This is a genomic window from Candidatus Cybelea sp. (genome assembly GCA_036489315.1).
In the GTDB taxonomy this organism is placed as follows: Bacteria; Vulcanimicrobiota; Vulcanimicrobiia; order Vulcanimicrobiales; family Vulcanimicrobiaceae; genus Cybelea.
The window spans coordinates 101,335-118,681 of the sequence record DASXFZ010000029.1 but is presented as its reverse complement, the minus strand read 5'-3'; the positions used below and the strand labels follow the sequence as shown (position 1 = coordinate 118,681).

The 17,347-nt window shown below is 64.4% G+C and carries 10 protein-coding genes; 3 read left to right on the top strand and 7 right to left on the bottom strand.

Annotated elements, in window-relative coordinates; genetic code table 11:
* Positions 1-8 precede the first annotated feature (8 nt).
* From selB to VGG51_07520, 3 genes are read right to left on the bottom strand one after another with little or no spacing between them, the layout of a single operon-like run.
* Positions 9-1,862 (bottom strand): selenocysteine-specific translation elongation factor, encoded by a 1,854-nt coding sequence (selB, locus tag VGG51_07530; GenBank protein HEY1882875.1) that lies wholly within the window; start codon positions 1,860-1,862, stop codon positions 9-11.
* A gap of 13 nt (positions 1,863-1,875) precedes the next feature.
* Positions 1,876-3,417, bottom strand: coding sequence for an FAD-dependent oxidoreductase (locus tag VGG51_07525; GenBank protein ID HEY1882874.1), 1,542 nt, complete (start codon positions 3,415-3,417; stop codon positions 1,876-1,878).
* Positions 3,418-3,427: 10 nt separating this feature from the next.
* Complete coding sequence (locus VGG51_07520; GenBank protein ID HEY1882873.1) at positions 3,428-6,988, bottom strand: TonB-dependent receptor; 3,561 nt, start codon at positions 6,986-6,988, stop codon at positions 3,428-3,430.
* A gap of 72 nt (positions 6,989-7,060) precedes the next feature.
* Here VGG51_07520 and gabT point away from each other — a divergent pair, with 72 nt between their 5' ends.
* From gabT to VGG51_07505, 3 genes are read left to right on the top strand one after another with little or no spacing between them, the layout of a single operon-like run.
* Positions 7,061-8,314, top strand: coding sequence for a 4-aminobutyrate--2-oxoglutarate transaminase (gene gabT / locus VGG51_07515; GenBank protein ID HEY1882872.1), 1,254 nt, complete (start codon positions 7,061-7,063; stop codon positions 8,312-8,314).
* On the top strand, positions 8,311-9,699 hold the full coding sequence (locus VGG51_07510; GenBank protein ID HEY1882871.1) for a putrescine aminotransferase: 1,389 nt from the start codon (positions 8,311-8,313) through the stop codon (positions 9,697-9,699). Before gabT ends, VGG51_07510 begins: the two co-directional genes overlap by 4 nt.
* 27 nt (positions 9,700-9,726) lie before the next feature.
* Positions 9,727-11,268 carry an aldehyde dehydrogenase family protein gene (locus VGG51_07505; GenBank protein HEY1882870.1) on the top strand — a complete coding sequence of 514 codons (1,542 nt, stop codon included), beginning with the start codon at positions 9,727-9,729 and terminating at the stop codon, positions 11,266-11,268.
* Between the two features lie 9 nt (positions 11,269-11,277).
* Here the strand turns inward: VGG51_07505 and VGG51_07500 are convergent, their stop codons facing one another.
* From VGG51_07500 to gyrA, 4 genes are read right to left on the bottom strand one after another with little or no spacing between them, the layout of a single operon-like run.
* Complete coding sequence (locus VGG51_07500; GenBank protein ID HEY1882869.1) at positions 11,278-13,095, bottom strand: peptide-N4-asparagine amidase; 1,818 nt, start codon at positions 13,093-13,095, stop codon at positions 11,278-11,280.
* A 30-nt stretch (positions 13,096-13,125) separates the two neighbouring features.
* A complete protein-coding gene (gene selA, locus VGG51_07495; GenBank protein HEY1882868.1) occupies positions 13,126-14,445 on the bottom strand; it encodes an L-seryl-tRNA(Sec) selenium transferase in 1,320 nt (439 codons plus the stop codon).
* 28 nt (positions 14,446-14,473) lie between these two features.
* A complete protein-coding gene (trxA, locus tag VGG51_07490) occupies positions 14,474-14,800 on the bottom strand; it encodes a thioredoxin (GenBank protein HEY1882867.1) in 327 nt (108 codons plus the stop codon).
* A 19-nt stretch (positions 14,801-14,819) separates the two neighbouring features.
* Entirely contained in the window at positions 14,820-17,324 is a 2,505-nt protein-coding gene (gyrA, locus tag VGG51_07485) for a DNA gyrase subunit A (protein ID HEY1882866.1), read from the bottom strand.
* Positions 17,325-17,347: the final 23 nt, after the last annotated feature.

Here is a 17,347-nt window from a genome sequence, read left to right as displayed (position 1 = left end):
AAAAGACGCTAGAGTTGCTTGCGCAGCACGCGCCGATCGCCGCTGCGAATCGTCACCCCCTGCGCGTCCAGCCATTCCAACAGCGGAACGGCGTATCTTCGCGAGCTTCCGAGCAGATCGCGGAAATGCGCGGCGGTCATCGTGCCGTTCTTTTCGAGATAGCTGCGAACGCTCGCCACGATCCGCCCGATCTGCGCGCCGCGATAGAGGTCGTCGCCGACCTTCACGAGCGTACCGCGGGCCAGCATCGTGTCGAACGCCTTCGCGATGCCGGGCAAGCGCGAAGTCTTCACCGCCGCGGCGACGCCGGCGAACGGAATCGGAACGAACGGTTGCCCTTCGTCGAGCGGAACCAAATGGTCGAAGAAGGCTCGCTGCTCGAGCGTCAGCGCCGGCTGGTACTCGAGCGTCGCGTAGTAACCGCGACGATTGACCAGGCGCCCGTCATCGGCAAAGTGCTCGAGGACGCGCACGAGCACGCCCTCGGAGACGTCGAGCGCCCGCGAGAGCGCGATCGAGGTCATTCCCATCGACCACGGCTCGGCCCGCTGCGCTTCGTCGAGCTGCGCCAAGACGCTTGCGAGCAGCGTGCCGGCGGCTGAGCCCGAGACGTAGGCGCGCGGTTTATCGAGCGCAAGCACGTCGCCGTGCTCGACTAAGCGCGCGAGCGCAGCCGCCGTTGCCGCTTCGCGCACGTTCGCGGCGGCGGAGAGCTCGAGCGCAGTCGCCGGTTCGAGCCCGCGCGCCTGCAAGATGCGCGCGAGCAAGGCGTCGTCGGGGTCCTCCGCCTCGGGCGCTTCGCCGCGTCCCGCTCCTTCGACGTAACCGCCGCCGAGCAGCGTCATCGGCGACGGACGGCGCACGACGAACCGCACGCCCGCAAATGCAACCACCGGCTCGCGCAGATGCAGCCGGGCCGGCGTCTCCGCCTCGTCGGCATACGGCTCGCCGGCGACCAGTACTCCGAGCCGTTCCGCCGAGCCGATGTACGCGCGCACCGGCGTGCGCCGGCGCATGAATGCGGCCGCACCCCGCGCCGGCGTAAAGCGAACCGCAAAATCCGTCGCGGCCGCAAACTCCGTTCCCACGACGGCTTGACCGCGCACGATCTCGCGATGGTCGATTCCCGGAATGCTCAGCGCGACGCGCGAACCCGCTTCGGCGCGCGGGCGAACCGATCCAAAGACGCCGATGCTGCGCACCGCGGCGGCGTGTCCGCCCGGTTCCACCCGCAGCGCGTCACCCGCTTCGATGCTGCCTTGTATCAGCGTACCGGTAACGACCGTGCCCAGTCCCGTCAACGAAAAGACGCGATCGATCGGCAGATAAACGGGCGCTTCTGCGTTGCGGCCGGGCATCTCCGCGAGCAACTCGTGCAGCGCGTCTTTGAGCGATTGCACGTTTTCGCCGGTGACCGCCGAGACCGCAAAGTAGGGCGCGTCCCGCGCAACCGTGGCCTGCAGTTGCGCCAGGATGCGCCGGCAGGCGTCGTCGCGATCCGCGGGTTCGATCAGGTCGATCTTGTTGACGACGACGATCGTGCGGCGGACATTGAGGTAGCGAAGGATCGCGAGGTGCTCGAGCGTCTGCGCTCTGACGCCTTCAACGGCGTCGACGACGAGCAGAAGAATCTCCATCCCGGCCGCTCCGGCGAGCATGTTGTGCAGGAAGCGTTCGTGACCGGGCACGTCGACGATTCCGCCTTCCACGCCGTCAGCAAAGCGCAGGTGCGCGAAGCCGAGATCGAGGGTCATGCCGCGCTCGCGCTCTTGCGCTAAGCGGTCGGGATTCGTACCGGTCAGCGCGGCAACGATCGCCGATTTTCCATGATCGACGTGTCCTGCCGTCCCGATCACGTGCATCGCGAATCGGTCCTTAGCGACTCCGAATGCGGTAGTCCGCCAGGATTTCGTCCGCGGCCCGCAATCCCGACTGTGCCCCGCCCTCCATGAAGCCTTGATACTCCACCGAGGTGTGCTCGCCGGCGAAATGAACGCGGCCCTGCGCGCGTGCCTCGTGCCCGGCGATCGTCGTGCACTGACCGACGAGCCAGCAGGAATAGCTGGCCAAAATGTTCGGGTCGGCCTGTGCGTTGCCAAAGGTGGCTTTGCCGGTCCAGGTGGATGCGACCCCGGGCCAAATCCGTTCGAGCTGCGTGAAAAAGTCGCGCACGTGCCAGGCCACCGCCGGCGAGTCTTCAATTCGCGAATACGGCTTGGGGGGCGTATCGACCATCGCGGGCGACGCGGCGGTAAAGACCTCGATGAGGCCGTCGCGCCCCCGCTGCCCCAGCGAGAAATCCAGCGCGCTTTGGACGCGCAGCGTCGTCCAGATCTGCCCGCTCGCGGGTTGCGGCCACGGATGATTCTGCCGCATCCAGGCTCGTCGATCGAACTGCAGGTGCAGCTTCGTGTGAAAGCCGTACCCGAGATTCTCGATCGCGTTGATCTTCGCACCGTCGAAGCCGGCGCCGGAATAATCGACCGCGCGCAGCGCGATGAACGGTATCGCGAGCACGACGCGGTCCGCGTAGACGATCTGGCGCAGACCGCGATGCCGGAAATAGAGTACGTAGAGGCCGTAGTCCGCCTTCTCGATGCCGACGAGCCGGCGCTCGAGGCGGATGCTGCCGGGCGGCAGCGATGCGGCGATCGCTTCGGGCAGCGCCTGGCTGCCGTTGGCCAAGATGTAACGCTGATCGGAGTATCCGAGGACGTTCATCTCGCGCGCCTGCGCGTAGGTGCGCTGCTGCCCGAGCTGCAGCACCAGATTGAGCGCGCTGAGCTCTTCGATCTCCCGGCCGTACTCGTTGCGGTACGCCTCTTTTATCAAGCGCCCGAGCTGGCTGCCGAGCCCTCCGGGAACGTAATGCACGATCCAATCGCGCATGCTCATCGCGTCGAGCCGGCGCGCGGTTGGGGTCGCGTTTGCGTAGGTCGTCGTCGGGTCGACCTGTGCGAGCTGGGCCTGCAGAATCGGATAGACGCCGGCGAAGTCGCGGTCTGCATCGGCCATCGAGTAGTAGCGCCCGCTCAGGAAGCATGTGTCGCGCGCGCGCGGCGGTCGCCCGGAGTACGTGTCGAGCAGCGGCAAGGCAAAACGCCGGGCGAGGCCGCGAATGTTTTCGTGCGTCGAGTCGACCATTGCGCCGCACCACTCCGTGTGCTGTCCCTCGCTCCAGTAGTGCCGCTCGGAGTGCATCCGGCCGCCCACGCGGGCGGCAGAGTCGTAGAGGGTCGCCTCGATGCCGGCGTCGCGCAAGCGCAGCGCCGCGGTTAGCCCGGCGATCCCTGCGCCGACGATCACGACCTTCTCGCGGTCGCGTGCCGCCGAGCTCGCAAAAGCGGTAAAACGAGGAAGGCCGGCGGCGCCGGCCGCGGCGGCACCGGCCCGTGTAACGAAGTCGCGTCGCTTCAAACAGCGTTCCTTAGATCTTTACGCTCAGATCCGCGAAAAAGCCGAAGGGTTGAAGCACCGACGAGATGCCGACTTCGGTGATGTTGAAAAACGTGCCGTACGGGTAGCGCAGCTGCTGAGGCGGATTCTTGAGGAAGTTGCCGGCGGGCGCCAAGATGTTCGAGGGCAGGTTCGAGTAGACGCACGTTACCGTGTTGTCCCAGGCAAAGCCGCGCTGGTAGCACTGATTGTAGATATTGACGGCCTGCACCGTCAGCGTCACGCGTGAAGAGAAATCGTAGCTCGTCTGCAGGTTCAGCGTGAGCTCCGCCGGCTGAATGAAGGCGCCGAGATTGTCGAACTTTCCGCTGTATGGATCGGGCAGGAAGATCGCGCCGGCCGCGCCGCCGGAGCAGCTGCTGCCCGGAGCCAGCGGCGTCTTCGCCGGCTGCGCCGAGCACGACTGCGGCACGTAGCCGGGCCAGACCAGCGGCGATCCGTAGTTCGAACCGTCGGCGTAGTGCAGCGAAGGCGTTACCGCGAACCGGCCGTGCCGGTAGTTGAGGATCAGCGAGGCGACGTCGGGCACCTCGTAACCGTTGGCAGCATTGAACGGGCTCGGAATCACGTCGTAGGGCGCGTACCATCCGTTCGTATCGAAGAGCGGCTGCAGCGCGCCGCGATAGTACGGGTTGGGTACCTGGAGCTTCCCTTGATCGCCCGTACCCGATTGCGTATTGCGCAGCACGGGCCTGGCGTTGCCGGGATTCGCGCCGCTCCCGCACGCCTGCCAGTTCGCGGAGCTTCGCGTCACGTGGGCGCAGGCCGACGTGTAGGAGTTATAGAGGGCGATCTGCGAGTTGAGCGCGTCGATGACGCTCACGCCGTTGATCGGGCTGTAGCGGATCTGGTTCTCCGTATGCGTGTAGGAGAAAATTGCGGAGATGCCGTTTCGGCTGAAGTCGCCGTACTGCAGCGAAAACTCGGCGCCGTAGGAGCGTTGCGTTCCGACGTTGAGGCCGGCGAGGGTTCCCTGTACGGCGTTGATCGCCTGGAACTGCAGCTCGTTGCGCGTATTGCGATAGAACGGCGTGACCTTGAACGAGAGCTGCGTGCCTTTGACGTGCTTTTCGAGCGAGAGGTCGAAGTTATCCGACGTATCCGGAGAGATATCGTGGTCGGGCGTGTGGTAGCCGTACGGGTAGAACTGCGAGATAAAGGACGCGAGGTTCTGCTGATAGGTGTTGTACTGGTAGTACGACGAGCCTTCGGCCCGTGCGTAACGCCCGGCGGAGCCGCGAATCACCGTATCGGGGTTGATCGTGTACGTAAACGAAGCGCGCGGCGCGAAGACGTTAGATACGTCTTCGCCCGCACCGGTGTTATAGAGCCCGTTGCCCGGCTGCGTCATCGGGGAAAGGCCGGGGGCGCACGCACCGAACGAGCCGCTCTTTGCGTTCCACGTCCACTGCGGCTGCGATCCCAGCGTGCCGCAATGCTCGTCGTTGTATGCATCGAACCAAAACTGCCGCGCCGGGTAGCCATCCTCCAGATTGTTGGTGTCGTAGGCGAAGCGGTCGAAACGCGCGCCGATGTTGACGACGATCCGGTCGTTGGGTTCCCAAACGTCCGTGAGCGCCGCCGAAGCGAAGCGAGGCGTTACGTTGTCGACCTGAGCGCTCACGCCGTTCTCGGTCATCATCCAGCGAGCGCCGGCGCGCGCGGCGGGGGTATTCGCGGGCGCCTCGCCCGGCGTCAGGTTGAAACGGTAGGAGCCTTCGCCGGGATAGCATCCGGCCGGCGAGAGGCAGCCGCCCTGGCTGCCGGCATCGAAACAGCTCCACGGCTGGCCAGTCTTGTAGTTGTAGCACTTGCCGTTCGGCGTCCCGTAGCTCGAGAGAATCGTTCCGAGCCCCGTAGGTGCGCGGCTGCTCGTAAACGGATCGGTCGAGCTGAAGCCGGCGTTATAGGTCTGCAGCTTCTGCGTCGTATACGAAGCTTCGGCGGTAAGCAGGTGCTGCGCCGAGAGCTGATTTGAATAAATCAGGCCGGCACCGTAGCCATGCTCGAGGACTTCGTAGTCGGCCGGATCCGAACCGAAGACCAGCTGAGCGCTGTCGGGCCCGTTGATGAACCAGCGCGAATACTCACCGTAAACGAGCGCTCGCAGATACGAGCGGGAGTCGAAGTTTTTTTGGTACTGAAACTTTTCGATCGAATAGCCGTTGTAGTTTCCGTCGCGATCGTTCACCCCCACCGGCGATCCCGGCGCCCGGCCCGTCGGGCTGCTCGGAAAGTCGCCGATGATGACGTCGCTTTGGTTTGGCGTCTTCATTAGCGGGCCGCCGTAGTAGAGCGAATCGAGGTACGGCATCGGATAGCCGATGCCGGTGCGCTTGCCGACCAGCGGCGTGTAGCCGATGTCGTTGGCGGAGCTGTAGAACTGCGCGCCGATCCCGCCCGTGACGTAGAGCAGTTGAATGTCGTCGCGCAGGGGCGAGTCGCGGTGCGCGATGCCGATGTGAAAGTTGACGACGTTCTCCCGGTCGGCATCATACGCTTGCGTGTAGCCGTAGCCGGGCTGCGCGATGAACCCGTAGTTGGGATATCGGCCGGCCGAGCCGTCGAGGATATTGTAGACGTTGTTGTTCGTCGGGACGTTGAGCGGATAGAAGTACAACGGCTGGCTGACCCCGCCGAACTGGTCGCCGTAGCGAAACGTCTGATTCGTTCCCGAAAGCCCAACGTAGTACGAGAACATGCGATCGGGCGTCGCGCCGCCGGCTTCGACGGTCGCCTGATGGTAGTACGCCGGTCCGCCGATACCGAAGTCCGCCGTTGCATAGCCCGGGAAGGTTCCGGTCTTGATGACTTGATTGATGTAGCCGGCCAGGCCCGAGGAGTTCGAAGTCGCGGGCGTGCCGCCCGTGTAGACCTGCACCTCCTGATTGCCCAGCGACGTCAGCGTTGCGATCGGCGCGAGATCCGATTGCCGGGTCGTCGGCAATCCGTCGAACTCATAAGCAACCTGATCGACGTCGCCGCCGCGAACGTAAACGCTCTGATACCAACCCTGTTGGTTGGAAGGGATGTTGACGCCGGGTGCGCTCGCAATCGCGCCGTAGGCTTGCGTGAGCGAACCCGAGCCCGAGAGCGTCGAGGCGGCCCTTTGACCCGTCGGGTTGATCGAAAAAACGTCGCTCGTCACGCCGGAATGAACCAGCGACTGTGCGGAACGTGAGGTCGTCCGCGCGATCGTCTGCAGCGTCTTCTGCAGCGCCAGCGCGACCGTGGTCGACTGGTCGGCGATGACGGTTACGCCTGGCTGGGAGAGCGAATCGTATCCGGATTTGCTCGCGCTCACCGTGTACGTGTCGGGCTGAAGCGAGATAAACGAATAGGAGCCCGAAGCGTCCGAGACCGTCTGCGCCGTCTGCGACGGCGCAACCGCACTGACCGCCACTCCGGCGAGGGGAGCCCGGGTCGTCGCGTCGATCACTCGGCCGCGCAGGGTCCCAGTCGTTCCCGCTCTCGCTCCGAAGGGCATGGCAACCACCGCCAGGACGACGAACGCGACGATTCGCTTGTGCACGTGCCTCCCCCAATGGCCTCCAGCAGACTAAGGAAGAGCGCCTTTACATATGCCGAATATAACTTCCTCGCTTTGAACACCGCAACGAAACTTTCTCTCTCGCAGCGGCGCGCGCAAAACGTCGCGCGCGGCGTCGCTACGGCGCATCCGATCTGGGTGCAGCGCGCGAGCGGAGCGACGCTCTGGGACGCCGAGGGCCGGCGATACCTCGACTTCGCCGGCGGCATCGGCACGCTCAACGCCGGGCACGCCAACCCACGGGTGGTCGCGGCCATCGCGGAGCAGGCGCAGCGGTTCACGCACACGTGCTTCCAGGTGGCGATGTACGAGCCGTATCTCCGAGTCGCCGAGGAGCTCAATCGCCGCGCCCCCGGCACTTCGCCCAAAAAGTCGCTGCTGCTCTCCACCGGCGCCGAGGCGACCGAGAACGCCGTCAAGATCGCGCGCGAGTACACTCGACGGCCGGCGGTGATCGCCTTCACGCACGGTTACCACGGACGCACGCTCCTAGCGCTGACGATGACCGGTAAGAACGCGCCGTACAAGCAGCACTTCGGGCCATTTTGCAGCGAGATCTACCACGCGCCGTTTCCCAGTCTTCGCCACGGCGTGACGACCGAGGATGCACTGCGAGCCCTCGCCGAGATCTTCGACGGCGTCGTCTCCGCCGATCGTGTGGCGGCGATGATCGTCGAACCGGTCCTCGGCGAAGGCGGTTTCCTCCCGGCACCCGCCGCCTTTCTGCACGAGCTGCGACGTATTACGGCGCAGCACGGAATCGTTTTCGTCGTCGACGAGATTCAAACGGGCTTCGGCCGGACCGGCCGGCTCTTCGCCTGCGAGCACTACGGCATCGAGCCCGACTTGATGACGGTCGCAAAGACGCTGGGCGGTGGGCTTCCGCTCGCCGCAGTCGTCGGAAAGGCCGAGATCATGGACGCGCCGGAGCCGGGCGGATTGGGCGGCACCTTCGCCGGAAATCCGGTTGCCTGCGCGGCGGCACTGGAGATCTTCGAGATCATGGATGAGCGCTTTTTGGAGCGAGCCCGCGCGATCGGGGCGCGCATCGAATCCGCGCTGCGCGGCCTGCAGTCGAGCCACGTGCAAATCCTCGACGTTCGCGGCCTGGGTGCGATGATGGCGATGGAACTCTCGTCGGGCGCGCCGCAAATTCTCGAGGCCGCGCGCCGGAGAGGGCTCATCGTGCTGCTTGCCGGGCAGAGCAACGTCATTCGCATTCTCGTGCCCTTGGTCGTGACGGACGCCGAGCTCGACGAAGGCCTAGAAGCGCTCCGCGACGCCGCCGCGGAGGTCTTCGCGGCGTGAGCTCTTCCGAGCAACGCGAACGCCGCGCCTACGAATACTCGCAGCGCGTTCTCGCGCTGATCGAAAACATCGAAGTCGGCCCCGAGGAGGCCGCGTGGATCACGCGCGAGACCGTCGAGGGGTTTCGCGATCACGTCAACCCCGGATTCCTGGAATACCGCAAGGCGACCGACGCACGCGAGGCCGGCGCCGTTGTCGAGTGGGCCGACGCCGGCCCGAACTCCTATCGCGACGTCTACGGACGCCGCTACCTCGATTGTTTGGGCGGCTTCGGGATCTTCAACGTCGGCCACCGCCATCCCAAAGTCGTCAAAGCGGTAACCGATCAGCTGCGGCGTCAGCCGCTGCACAGCCAGGATCTGCTCGATCCGCTGCGCGCGATGCTCGCCAAAACGCTCTCGATGCTGACGCCCGGAGAACTCGACTTCAGCTTCTTCTGCAACAGCGGAACCGAAGCGGTCGAAGGTGCGCTCAAACTCGCGCGCGCCTACGATCCGACAAAGCAGACGATCGTCGCGGCAACGAAGGGATTTCACGGCAAGAGCTACGGCTCGCTCTCGGCCAGCGCGAAAGCGGAGTTCCGCCGCCCGTTCGGGCCGATGCTGCCCAACATCGAGCACGTGCCGTTCAACGACCTTCCCGCGCTGCGCGACATGATGACCTCGTGCCGCGCGGTCGGCGAGGACGTCGGCGCCGTCCTCTTGGAACCGATCCAAGGCGAGGGCGGCGTAAACATCCCCGATGACGACTATCTTCCCGGCGTCCGCGCGCTCTGCGACGAATTTGGTTCGCTCTTCATTTTGGACGAAGTGCAGACGGGCATGGGGCGCACGGGCAAGATGTTCTGCTGCGAGCACTACGGTATCGCCCCCGATCTAATGTGCCTGGCGAAGGCGTTCGGCGGCGGCGTCGTGCCGGCCGGCGCGGTCGTCGGGCGGCGCGAAGTATTCTCGCGCCTGTTCGACAATCCGTTCCTGCACACGTCGACGTTCGGCGGAAATCCGCTCGCCTGCGCCGCGGCGCTGGCGACGATCAACGTGCTCATCGAGGAACAGCTTCCGCAGCGCGCGGCGCGGCTGGGAGAGCGCCTGCTTGCGGGAATTCGCACCGCCGTGCAGCCGCACGCGGGCCTCGTCGCGAGCGTGCGCGGAAAGGGCTTGCTCATCGCGCTCGAGTTTCACGACGACGCGACCGGATTCGAGCTCGGCAAGCGAATGCTCGATCGAGGCGTGCTGGTCTCCGGGACGCTCGTGAACGCCCGAGTAATTCGGGTCGAACCCCCGCTGACGATCACGCAAGACGAGGCGGATTACGTCTGTCGCGCGCTGGGCGAGAGCCTCGCCAGCATGGAACCGCAACCGGTTCCCACGTCGAACGCATCGTAGAGGCGTACGGCCCTACAGAAAGAGACGATGACGATGCAAGTAACGGCGAACTCTCCGGTCGATCCCGAGTCGATTCTCGCGCACCTGCCCGGCGTCGACGGCGTCATTCCGATGTACGTCGACGGCGAATGGCGGCCGGCGCGCAGCGGCGCGACGCGCGACCTCTTCAATCCCTCGAACGGTCAAAAGATCGCGACGATCGCCGAAGCGGGGACGGAGGACGTGCAAGGCGCGATCGAGGCCGCGCGCAAAGCCTTCGACCAAGGCCCCTGGGGATCGACGAGCGCCGCCGATCGCGCGGCGCTGCTCTTCAAAGTGGCCGATGCGATCGACGCGCACCGCGACGAGTTCACGCGCATCGACACGCTCAACAACGGAAAGCCTCTGCGCGAGACCGAGTACGACGCCGTCGACGCGGCCAACTGCTTTCGTTATTACGCCGGCCTGGCGACAAAACCGCACGGACAAACGTTCGACGTGCCGGCACCCTCGCAAACATTTACCGTCCGCGAGCCGATCGGCGTCTGCGGGCAGATCGTTCCTTGGAACTATCCGCTGCTCATGGCGGTTTGGAAGCTGGCTCCGGCGCTCGCCGCGGGCAACGTCTGCATCCTCAAACCCTCCGAGTTAACGCCCCTCTCGGCGATCCGCCTCGCGGCGATTTTCGAGGAGCTCGAATTTCCGCGCGGCGTCGTCAACGTCGTCACCGGCGCGGGTGCGATTGCCGGCAATGCGCTGGCCGCCAGTACGCTCGTCGACAAGATCGCCTTTACCGGCGGGACGCAGACCGGCCGCAGCATCATGCAAGCCGCAACGTCGAATCTGAAAAAGATCTCGCTCGAGCTCGGCGGCAAGTCCCCCAACGTCGTCTTCGCCGACGCCGATTTCGATACGGCGATCGACTACGCGCTCTTCGGGATCTACGCCAACGCCGGGCAAGTCTGTTCGGCCGGCTCGCGCTTGGTGATCGAGCGATCGCTGCACGACCGTTTCCTGGAGCGGCTTGTCGAACGAGCGCGCAAGATTCGCGTCGGTGACGGCTTCGATCCGCAGACCGAGATGGGACCGATTATCTCGCCGGTCCATCGCGAACGCGTCGAGGCCTACATCGCCGCCGGCGTCGGGGAAGGCGCGAAGCTTCTCTGCGGCGGCGAACGGCTCGGCGGTGAGCTCGCCGCGGGGAACTTCATCGCTCCGACGATCTTCGATCAGACATCGCCGCAGATGCGGATCGTCGCCGAGGAAATTTTTGGCCCCGTGCTGGTCGTGCAAACCTTCGCCGACGAAGCGGAAGCGATTGCCGTCGCCAACGACACGATCTATGGGTTGGCCGGCGCCGTCTTCACGGAAGACATCGCCAAGGCGCACCGCGTTATTCGCAAGCTGCGCGCCGGCATCACGTGGATCAACACGTACCACCCGACCTATAACGAGGCACCCTGGGGCGGCTACAAGCAGTCGGGCATCGGGCGCGAGCTTGGAACTTATGGCTACGACGCGTATACCGAGGTCAAACAGATCAACGTCAACCTCGACGTCGCGCCGTCGGGCTGGTTCAGCGACCGCTGACGCGGCGGCTTAGCAGCCCTTCAGCTTACTCGTCAAGACGTTAAGCAGCGATTTGAGCGTCTCCTCATAGCATCCGCCGTCAACGTTGAGCGATTTGTACTGTTGGCGGCTCTTGGCGTTCGACGGCGAGGCGTTGCTCCCGTGGATGTTCAGAACGTCGTACGAGTGCAGGTTGTTGAGCGACGACCAGGATGATGCCTTGCTGCGGGTTTGATCGAGCCCGCTGCCGCTCTTAGTCTGCAAGACGTCGGTCGTCTGGGTTGCCGCGCCGCTCTTTACGACGTAGTTGTAGCGAACGTCGAACGGATAGGTCCACTGGCTCTGCGCCCGAAGGCGCTTGCCGCGCGTCGACGTCATCGTATTCGAGGTGATCGTGGTGTTCTGCTTGATGTTCTGCAGAAACTGACTCGAGGTATCGTTGATGCGCTGAAAGTTGGAGAAGGCGATGCTTTGCGTCACCGACGTCGTGACGCGGCCCTTGGACGTGTTGACGTAACCCCGCAGACTGACCGGGTGCGTCGCCGAGACGTCGATCGTTCCGCTGGCGTTGCCGGACTTGTCGAAGCGCACGTGTTCGGCTACTTTCTCTGCCGGCGAGAACGCCGTCCCGTTCTCGATCAGCCCGCCCGTGACTTGCGTGGAGCCGTGGTCTTCATAAACGAGCAGCGCCGCGTTTGCCGCGAAGTAGTTGTCGTCGTTGAAGACCGAGACCGCGATCGTATGCGGATTTCCGTCGTCGAGCTGCGCCGCGAACGGCGTCAGGTCGATACGGTAGGGCTTGAAGTTCAACGTTTCGACGCCGGGGATTGGGATCCATAAATACGGATCGATGCCGCCCGTGTAGATCCACGGATAGATCGGCGCCACCCCGGCCGGCTGTCCGTCGACGCTCACCTCGCCTTCCCGGAAGGCGGTATTGCCGCAGTTTTGCAGCTTACCGGCGAGATCGTTCGGAAAACAGGTGTACCAAAACTCGTCGCCCGACTGCGACTCGAGAAAGACGTCCAAATAGGCCGCCCGGACATTGGTTGGGAAGGTGAACGTACCGGTCATTTGGTCGGTGGCCGCGTCGAGGTAGACGTATCCGCCGCTCGGTCCGCCAGAGAGCGGATAGACGCCGTCGGCGCTCGCGGCCGCCGGAAACTGCTTGGTCGCCGGATAGAAATCCAGCTCGGCCGTGCCGTAAATGATGCCGGTGTACTGCGAGTTGACGATGTTATAGACCGATGCTTGCCCCACCGACGGCTGGGCGAAGATCGGCGCGTACTCGCTGACGTCCCGCTCGACGTCCCACTGCGGGCTCGCGTTCTGTCCGGGCTCGGAGGTGGTCCCGAAGAAGACGTTCGTGGCGCCGATCCAGACGGCTCCCGTCCTGTCGAATTGCACGCCGGCCGTCACCCGGAAATGCATTTTGAAGACGATCTTTGCATACGGCCCCGGACAGTTCGCCGGCGGCTTATAGTTGAACGGGTGATCGCTATAGTCGGCAAACTTGCCGACGGGCAGACCGCTGGATTGCAGCGGTGGAGTGTGCGGGTTGAAGAGCCTGTCAACACAAGGGGCTTCGTTGGGGTGCGAGACCGGCGGATCGGCCGTAACGGGATACCCCGCACCGTGTGAAGCGTTGCTTTCCAGGCCGCCCTTGACCATCATCGCGCGCAAGTTTTGAGTGCTTCGCACCGGCGAGAGCGGACCGCGCTGTAACTGCGCGTTCCCCCCTGCCGGAACGGCTCCATCGAACGCCGAGTGGCCCCCGCAGGCGGAAAGCGCGAACGCAATAATGAGTGCGGCGCTCCCCTCCAAACGAATAATCGCTGCTTGACGCATCTCCAAAAACCTCCAACGGAAAAAGACGCTTCAACGCTTGTCAGAAAAGCTGGGCAACTCCTGCGCGAGGCGAGCGACGACGCGATCGTCCTGAGAAGGCGCGATCGTCCGCAGGTCGAGCACCACGCGATCGCGCTCGATGCGCGCCACGATCGCCGGCTCGCCGCAGCGCAGGCGCGCGCAGAGGGCCCCCGGGTCGGAAGTTTGGATCGCCACTCCGAGTGAGGCGATGCTCGCCTGCGGGAGGGCACCCCCTCCGATATAGCCGCGCGTTTCGACGATTTCTGCGCAAGAAACGGCGGCGGCGTAAGCGTGCGCCCTCGCACGCAGCTCCGCGAGCGTCGCCGAAAGCATCCGGTAGATCGGGATCCGCTCGCGCGCCGTTGCGTTCCGGTAGCACCCCAGCGTCGCGGCGAGCGCGCCGAGCGACAATTTATCGAGGCGCAGCGCCCGCAACAGCGGATTGTTCTGCAGACGCGCGAGCAGTTGCGGCCGCCCGCCGATGATGCCGGCCTGCGGGCCGCCTAGGAGCTTATCGCCGGAAAACGTCACCAGGTCGAGGCCGTCGGCGAGCGCTTCACCTACCGTTCGTTCGTGCGGCACGCCGTACTCGGCAAGGTCGACCAGCGCCCCGCTGCCGAGATCTTCGACGACCGGCACGCCAACGCGCTTGCCGAGCTGCGCGAGCGCCGCCGCATCGGGGGCGGCTACGAAGCCTTCGATACGGTAGTTCGAGGGGTGGGTTCGCAGGATCAGCCCCGTCCGCGGAGAGAGCGCGCGCTCGTAGTCGGCGAGGTAGACGCGATTGGTCGTGCCGACCTCGACGAGCCTCGCGCCGCTGCGCTCGAGCACCTCGGGAAGCCGAAAGCCGCCGCCGATTTCGACGAGTTCGCCGCGGGCGACGACCACTTCGCGACCGCGCGCAAAGGTATCGAGTACGAGCAAAACCGCCGCCGCGCAATTATTGACGACGAGTCCGCCGGCGCCGGTTACCTCCGCGAGAAGCGCGTCGAGCGCGGCGTAGCGCGAGCCGCGCTCGCCGGCCGCAAGGTCGAACTCGAGATTGCAATAGCCGCCGGCCTCGGCGGCGGAGTCCAGCACGTCGCGCCCGAGCGGCGCACGCCCCAGATTCGTATGGATGAGGATCCCGGTAGCGTTGACGACGGGCCGCAGGCTTCCCAGCCGCAACTCTCGCGCCGCCTCAACGACCGCAGCGACGATCGCTTCAAACTCGACCGTCTCGGAAAGACGAACGCGGCCCAAGACGTCCTGGGCCGCGCGTTTGATTCGTTCCCGGCCGACCTCCGCTTCGATCGCGCGAAGACGCGGGTCGTCCAAGATGCGATGCATCGCCGGCGGACGGCCCGGGACCGGTTCGTTAGGCGACGTGCTTGCCCAGCATCGACGTAACGACGTTCTCCGGAACGTATCCGACGATGCGATCGACGGGCTGTCCGTTCTTGAAGAGGATCAGGCAAGGAATGCCCGAGACCTGATATTGACCCGCAATGCCGGGATTATCGTCGGTGTTCAACTTGACGAACTTCGCCTTGTCGGCGTGCGCGGAAGCGACCTTTTCGACGATCGGACCGAGCATGCGGCACGGCCCGCACCACGGGGCCCAGAAATCAACCAGCACGGGCTGGCTGCTCTTAAGCACCTCGGTCTCAAAGTTGGTTTGGCTGACCTCTGCTAATGCACTCATCTCTCTTCTCTAGACACTCCTACAGCTCGGTTTGTTGCGGTTCCCCGGTGATCTCGGTGATTTGTTTGGCTTGTTTGCCAAGGTTGGTAATCGCGATGACCTCGTCCCCCTCGCCCAGCCGCTGCAGCCGGACGCCCTTGGCATCCCGGCCGGTCTTGCGGATGTCGCCGACCTTCAGCCGGATGACCTGGTTCCCCGAGGTGATCATCAGGATCTGATCGTCGGCCGCCACGAGAATCTGATCGAGGACCTGGCCGATGTCGTCGCGCTGACGGGCGAACGCCTTGACGCCTTTGCCGCCGCGCGACGTGTGCCGGTACTCGTCGATCGGCGTGCGCTTGCCGAAGGCCAGCGACGTGACCAGAAGCACCTCGCGCCGTTCGTCTTCAACGACGTCCATCGCGACGATCGTGTCGCCGCTCTCGAGCGTCATCGCCTTGACGCCGCGCGCCTGGCGCCCCATCGGCCGCACGTTCTTCTCGTTGAAGTGAACCGCCATCCCGCGCGTCGACGCGAGGATGATGTCGCGCGAACCGTCGGAAAGGTCGACGGCCAGCAGGTCGTCGGTCGGATCGAGGTTGATCGCAATGAGCCCGTTGCGGCGAACGTTGGCGAACTCCGAGAGCTTGGACTTCTTGATGACGCCATTCCTGGTGACCATAACGAGGTACTTCTCGCCCTCGAACTTGTCGATCGGAAAGGCCGCCGTCACCTCTTCCCCCGGCGGGAGCGTCAGCAGATTGACGAGCGCCGTACCCCGCGCCTGACGCGTCGTATCGGGGATCTCGAAACCTCGTAAGCGATAGACGCGACCCTTATTGGTGAAGAACAGCACGTGGTCGTGCGTCTTGGTAACGAAGAAGTTTCTGACGACGTCCTCGCGTTTGAGGTTCGATATGCCGATGACGCCGCGGCCGCCGCGAAGCTGCGTTCGAAACGTGTCGACCGAGACGCGTTTGATGTATCCGCCGACCGTGTAGGTGACGACGACGTCGATGTTCGGCGTGATCTGCTCGATCGATATCTCGCCTTCTGCGGGTTCGATGCCGGTCCGGCGCTCGTCGCCAAAACGCTTCTTGACTTCGAGCGTCTCGGCCTTGACGATTTGCGCTATGCGACGTGGGCTGCCGAGAATATCCTGCAGCTCCGCGATCGTCTTGATCAGCTCGGCGTACTCGTCCTCGATCTTCTGGCGCTCGAGCCCAACCAGCGTGCGCAGACGCATGTCGACGATCGCCTGGGCCTGCACTTCGCTGAGCGAAAAGCGTTGCGAGAGACGCTGCTTAGCCTCGTCGGTCGTCTGGCTCGAACGCACGATTTCGATGACTTCGTCGATGTTGTCGAGCGCGATTCGGTAGCCTTCCAGCAGGTGCGCTCGCTCCTGCGCCTTGCGCAGATCGTACGCCGTCCGCCGGACGATGACGTCTTTGCGGTGCGCGATGAAGTGCTCGAGGAGCTGCTTGAGATTGAGCACCTGGGGTTCGAGCGCGACGGAGCCGTCCGCTCGAGCCTTACCGACGGGCACCAGCGCGAGCATATTGAAGCCGAAGCTCGACTGCAGCGGCGTGTGCTTGAAGAGCTGGTTGAGCACGATCTTTGGCGTCGCGTTCCGCTGCAGTTCGATAACGACCCGCATGCCTTTGCGGTTCGACTCGTCGTCCATGCGCGCGATTCCCGCTATGCGCTTCTCCGAGTACGCTTCGGAGACGGCTTCGATTATACGGCTCTTATAGACCTGATAGGGGATCTCGGTAATGACGATCTTGTGCTTGCCGCGCTCTTCGACGATCTCGGCCTTGCCGCGAATCGTGATGGAGCCTCGCCCAGTCCGGTAGGCTTCCCGGATGGCCTCGTGCCCGAGGATCGTTCCGCCGGTCGGGAAGTCCGGCCCGGTGACGATATTGCTGAGATCGTCGATGCCGATCTCTGGATCGTCGATCACCGCCGCGATCGCGTCGGCGATTTCGGCGAGATTGTGCGGCGGAACGTTGGTCGCCATACCCACCGCGATGCCGCTGGAGCCGTTGACGAGCAGCTGCGGAAGACGTCCCGGCAAAACGCTGGGCTCGACGCCTTGGTTATCGAAGTTCGGAACGAACGGAACGGTCTCTTTATCGATGTCGGCGAGAACGTCGAGCGCCGTTCGCGCCAAGCGCGCTTCGGTGTACCGGTAAGCTGCCGGCGGGTCCGGGTCGATCGAGCCAAAATTACCGTGCCCGTCGACCAGCGGATAGCGCAGCGTGAAATCCTGCGCCATGCGAACGAGGGCATCGTAGACCGAGCTGTCTCCGTGGGGGTGATAGCTTTTGAGCACCTCGCCGATGATACCGGCGCTCTTGCGGTGCTGCTTGGTGGGTTCGAAGCCCATCTCGCGCATTGCGTAGAGGATCCGCCGCTGAACAGGCTTGAGACCGTCCCGGACGTCGGGCAGTGCTCGCGAAGCGATGACCGACATTGCATACGAGAGATAGCTCTCCCGCATCTCATCTTCGACGTTGACCTGCGCTATGATATCGTTGTTCAATACTTACCTGCACTCATGGATCG

Bases quoted from the DNA above. Each gene is read 5' to 3' on its own strand.
- VGG51_07505 (HEY1882870.1), top strand. From the start codon at position 9,727: ATGACGATGCAAGTAACGGCGAACTCTCCGGTCGATCCCGAGTCGATT.
- VGG51_07500 (HEY1882869.1), bottom strand. From the start codon at position 13,095: ATGCGTCAAGCAGCGATTATTCGTTTGGAGGGGAGCGCCGCACTCATT.
- selA (HEY1882868.1), bottom strand. From the start codon at position 14,445: ATGCATCGCATCTTGGACGACCCGCGTCTTCGCGCGATCGAAGCGGAG.
- selB (HEY1882875.1), bottom strand. From the start codon at position 1,862: ATGCACGTGATCGGGACGGCAGGACACGTCGATCATGGAAAATCGGCG.
- trxA (HEY1882867.1), bottom strand. From the start codon at position 14,800: ATGAGTGCATTAGCAGAGGTCAGCCAAACCAACTTTGAGACCGAGGTG.